The following is a 4,341-nucleotide window of genomic DNA, read 5'->3' as shown; positions in this document are numbered from 1 at the left end:
GGAGGCACGGAGAAAAGAAAAAATCTTTTCCTCTGTGACTCCGTGCCTCCGTGGCGAAAAAGAGGAAGTTATTCAGGGACAATTCCTAAAGGATTCACTGCTACAACCGGGGCTGCAGTTCAGGCCATACATTGTTTAACAGGATGGGCTGGGCGGCTTCCGTAGGGTGAATTCCGTCCGGTTGATTGAGTGAATCATTGCCTGCAACCCCATCCAGAAAGAAGGGAATCACAGGTACATCCCACTTGTTACCCAGCACATGAAAAGTTTCTGTAAAACGTTGGGTATAGACCGGTCCATAGTTGGGTGGGACCTTCATTTCAAAGAGAATAATGTCAGAATGGTATTCCCGGGTCAGGGCAATCATCTGATCAAGGTTGGATTTGATGGTTTTCAGCGGCTTTCCCTGTAGACCATCGTTGGCACCCAGCTGCAGTAACACCAGGTCCGGGTTGGTCTCTGCCAGTGTTTTCCGGAATCGGCTCAGGCCTCCGGCGGTGGTTTCGCCACTGATACTGACATTGGTGATTTTCCAGGGGTACTGATGGCTGTCGATTTTTTCCTGAAGTAATTGCACCCAGCCCCGATTGATATCCGTAAGACCGTAGGCAGCACTAAGGCTGTCGCCGTACATTAATAGCGTTTTTTCTGAAGCGGATAGATTGATGGCCGGAAGGGACAGTAAAACAAGAGTAAACAGCCTTGAGCCAATAGAAAGCCTTGAGCCAATAGAAAGCCTTGAGCTGATAAAAAGCCTTGAGCTGGTGAAAAGACGACGAAATAAGGATTTTCTCATGAATGACGCGCTCTCCGGTTCCCGCAACACTCCCATGTCTGAGACCGTAGCTGAAACCACTCCATCGATAGAATCTGATTCACTGGCGGTTACTGCCTCGGGTCTGGAAAAGACCGTGGTTGCCCGTGATAACCGACTCACCATCTTGTCCGGACTTGACCTTCAGATCAAGTCTGGTGAGTCCGTTGCGATTGTAGGGACCTCCGGCTCAGGCAAGTCAACGCTGCTGGGTATTCTGGCTGGTCTGGATTTGCCCACGGCAGGCAGTGTCAGCCTGGCCGGCAAGCGCATTGATCATCTGGATGAAGACCAGCGGGCAACCGTGCGTGGCCAGCATACCGGGTTTGTGTTTCAGTCATTCCAGTTACTTGCCAACTTAACGGCGCTGGAAAATGTTATGTTGCCCCTTGAGCTGGCGGGTGTGGATAACCCCGGTGAGCGGGCCAGAAAACTGTTAACCCGTGTTGGTCTGGAGCACCGGTTGGAACATTACCCAAAACAACTGTCCGGTGGTGAGCAGCAACGGGTCGCCATTGCCAGGGCATTTGCTGGCGAACCGGATATTCTTTTCGCCGATGAGCCAACCGGCAACCTGGATGAGAAAACAGGCGAAAGCATTATTGAACTCCTGTTTGAAGTAAATCAGGCCAGCGGTACCACCATTGTCCTGGTCACCCATGATATGGACCTTGCCAGACGCTGTCAGAGGATACTGAAACTGCACGGTGGTCGTCTGGAGGCGCTGGTATGACGATGAATAGTTCCTCCGCAAGTCTTAAGCACAATAAGGTTATCCACAAGCCAAAAACCATAGGACTCTCCTGGCGCTTCCTGATCAGGGACTGGCGCTCCGGTGAGCTTTGGCTGTTGGTAGCTGCACTGTTGATGGCGGTTGCGGTCAGTACTGCCATTGCTCTGTTCAGTGATCGTCTGCAACTGGCTCTTGGACGACAGGTGGCAGAAGTACTGGGTGCGGATATGTTGATTCGCAGTCCGGGACCGGTGCAGCCTGTGATTCTCGAAGCAGCAAAAAAGCAGGGTTTGACGTTATCCACAGTCCTTGAATTTCCCTCGGTGGTGATGGCCGGGGATGAAATGCAGATGGTCTCTGCCAAGGCTGTGGAAAACAATTATCCACTGCGTGGACATATTCGAACGGCAGATCAGCCCTTTGCCCCGGACCAGATCGTCAATGACACACCAAAAGTGGGTGAAGCCTGGCTTGAGCCCAGGCTTTTTCCCTTAATGGGTGTGGATATCGGCGATCAGGTGATGTTGGGTAATACTTGGCTGACCATTACCCGGGCAATCACCCTGGAAACCGATCGGGGGGGCGATTTTTACAGCTTTTCGCCCAGGCTGATGTTCAATATGGCGGACCTGGAAAGTACCGGTATTATCCAGCCGGGCAGCCGGGTAAGCTGGAAAACGCTGATGGCGGGAGAGCTTTCCTCACTGGAGCAATTCAAAGCCTGGTCCAAAGATCGTCTGGATACCAGTGAACAGTTGCTGATGGCCGACGACAGTCGACGTGATCTGCGCAACTCGGTGGTGCGGCTAAAGCAGTTCCTTGGTTTGGCCAGTATGGCGGCTATGTTGCTGGCTGGCGTTGCCGTGGCCATGGCCAGTCAGCGGTTTGCAGAACGCCGTTTTGATGGTTGTGCAGTGATGCGTTGCCTGGGGGCCAGTCGGCAACAGGTGCTAAGACTATTGCTTGGGGAGCTGGCTTTTGTGGCCGTGCTGGTGGCGCTTCCCGGCGTGTTGATTGGCTGGTTGCTTCAGGAAGGGATTGTCCAGTTACTTAGGGGGGTATTGCCCGCCTGGCTGCCTGCAGCGGGCATCATGCCGATGATGATTGGTGGGCTAACCGGGGTGATTACCCTGGCCGGCTTTGGACTTGCGCCACTGTTACGGCTGCAGGACGTTTCACCACTGAGAGTCTTAAGACGTGACCTGTCGCCTGCGCCTGCTGCTTCATGGTTGGTGTACGGTTTCTCGTTAATGGCTGTTTTTCTGCTGCTCTGGTATCACACCGGCGAGGTGGTGATGGCGCTGATTCTGGCCATGGCTTCGGGGGCGGTGCTGATCATGATCTCCCTGGGCATTCAATGGCTGCTTACTCACCTGGGCAATCGTCAGAGACTTGCCACCCTGCCTGTGTTCTGGCGTCCCGGGGTCAGCAGGATTATCCAGGGTAAAGGAAAGACGTCAGCCCAGCTTCTGGCATTTACCCTGACCTTTATGGCCATGGCGGTGGTGCTGCTACTGCGCACCGATCTGCTTGATCGCTGGCAGAATGAGTTGCCGGACGAGACGCCCAACTACTTTGCCATGAACATCCAGCCATCAGAAGTTGCAGCGTACTCCGAGTTTTTGACCCGTAATGATGTGGATACCAGTCAGCTCTATCCAATTATCCGTGGTCGTCTGGTTCGCATTAATGATGTGCCCGTCAGGGAGGCTGTAACCAAAGAGCAGGAGAACCATAACGCTCTGAACCGTGAATTGAACCTGACCTGGTCAGAAACGTTGCCGGAAAAGAACCGTATTGAACAGGGCGATTGGTGGCAACCCGGCAGTGAAGAAGGTCTTTCCATTGAGGCGGAAATTGCTGAAAACCTTGGTATTGATCTGGGTGACCGGCTGACGTTTATGGTGTCAGGCAATGAGTTTACTGAAACGGTGAGCAGTATTCGTTCAGTCCAGTGGGAGTCTTTCCGGCCCAATTTTTACATGATTTTTCCTGAGGCCGTTTTGCAGGATCTGTCGGCTACCTGGCTGAACAGTTTCTATCTGGATGCAGAGGATAAACTGCTGCTCAATAGTTTGGTCACTCAGTTTCCCACCATGACCTTACTGGACCTGGATGCTGTGATTAATCAGGTAAAGAAGATGCTGGCGCAATCAACCATTGCTGTCGAAGCGATGCTGGCGGCACTGCTATTGGCAGGGTTGCTGGTGATGATGTCCGTGATCGAATCCAGCATTGATGAACGCCTGCACGAGGGCGCATTAATTCGCTCACTCGGGGGGACTCGTCGGCAACTCTTGATCATGCAGATCGGAGAGTTTGTTCTGTTCGGCATTCTGGCGGGGTTACTGGCGGCCTGTGGTACCGAACTTGCCAGCTATTTGCTCAATACCCGGGTTTTCCAGTTGCGTTGGGAGCCTGCCTGGTTTATCTGGTGTGCATTACCTCTGTTTGGTGCCACTATTCTGGGTATTGCCGGATGGTTGGGGATTCGCCGGGTCATCAGCCAGTCTCCTGCCAATATTTTGCAAGAAGTGTGAGTCAAAAATTCATCTGTACAAAAAACAAACAGGTGTTGTTTTACTCTGAAACAGTAAGGGATAAAAGGAGTTATCCACAGCTCATTCAGTGAGTTGATCAGGGAAACTGTGGAAATCTGTTATCTATCTGAATTAACCTGAAGAAAACACTACCTCAGGGAAGGAGGTTATGATGGCGTGGGTGAGTGATGGCGATGTCAAAGGGCTTGTTGCAGTTAACAAAAACCTATCTATAGTTACTCGAACCTATTCAA

At 52.2% G+C, this 4,341-nt stretch carries 3 protein-coding genes; 2 read left to right on the top strand and 1 reads right to left on the bottom strand.

The features are described from left to right. Positions 1-100: 100 nt before the first annotated feature. The gene (locus KDK15_RS12245; protein WP_257295644.1) at positions 101-796 is read right to left on the bottom strand and encodes an arylesterase; all 696 of its coding nucleotides are present in this window, start codon (positions 794-796) and stop codon (positions 101-103) included. A gap of 34 nt (positions 797-830) precedes the next feature. Between KDK15_RS12245 and KDK15_RS12240 the strand changes: the two genes are divergently transcribed. Together KDK15_RS12240 and KDK15_RS12235 are read left to right on the top strand one after the other, a co-directional pair. Continuing rightward, positions 831-1,547, top strand: a complete 717-nt coding sequence (locus KDK15_RS12240) for an ABC transporter ATP-binding protein (RefSeq protein ID WP_306800330.1) — start codon at positions 831-833, stop codon at positions 1,545-1,547. Positions 1,548-1,549: 2 nt separating this feature from the next. After that, on the top strand, positions 1,550-4,087 hold the full coding sequence (locus tag KDK15_RS12235; RefSeq protein ID WP_257295642.1) for an FtsX-like permease family protein: 2,538 nt from the start codon (positions 1,550-1,552) through the stop codon (positions 4,085-4,087). The last annotated feature ends 254 nt before the right edge of the window (positions 4,088-4,341 follow it).

It is taken from the genome of Endozoicomonas sp. YOMI1, assembly GCF_024606345.1.
Taxonomy (GTDB): Bacteria; Pseudomonadota; Gammaproteobacteria; order Pseudomonadales; family Endozoicomonadaceae; genus Endozoicomonas.
This window is presented reverse-complemented; position numbering and strand designations above follow the sequence as displayed.

Bases quoted from the DNA above. Each gene is read 5' to 3' on its own strand.
- KDK15_RS12245 (WP_257295644.1), bottom strand. From the start codon at position 796: ATGAGAAAATCCTTATTTCGTCGTCTTTTCACCAGCTCAAGGCTTTTT.
- KDK15_RS12240 (WP_306800330.1), top strand. From the start codon at position 831: ATGTCTGAGACCGTAGCTGAAACCACTCCATCGATAGAATCTGATTCA.
- KDK15_RS12235 (WP_257295642.1), top strand. From the start codon at position 1,550: ATGAATAGTTCCTCCGCAAGTCTTAAGCACAATAAGGTTATCCACAAG.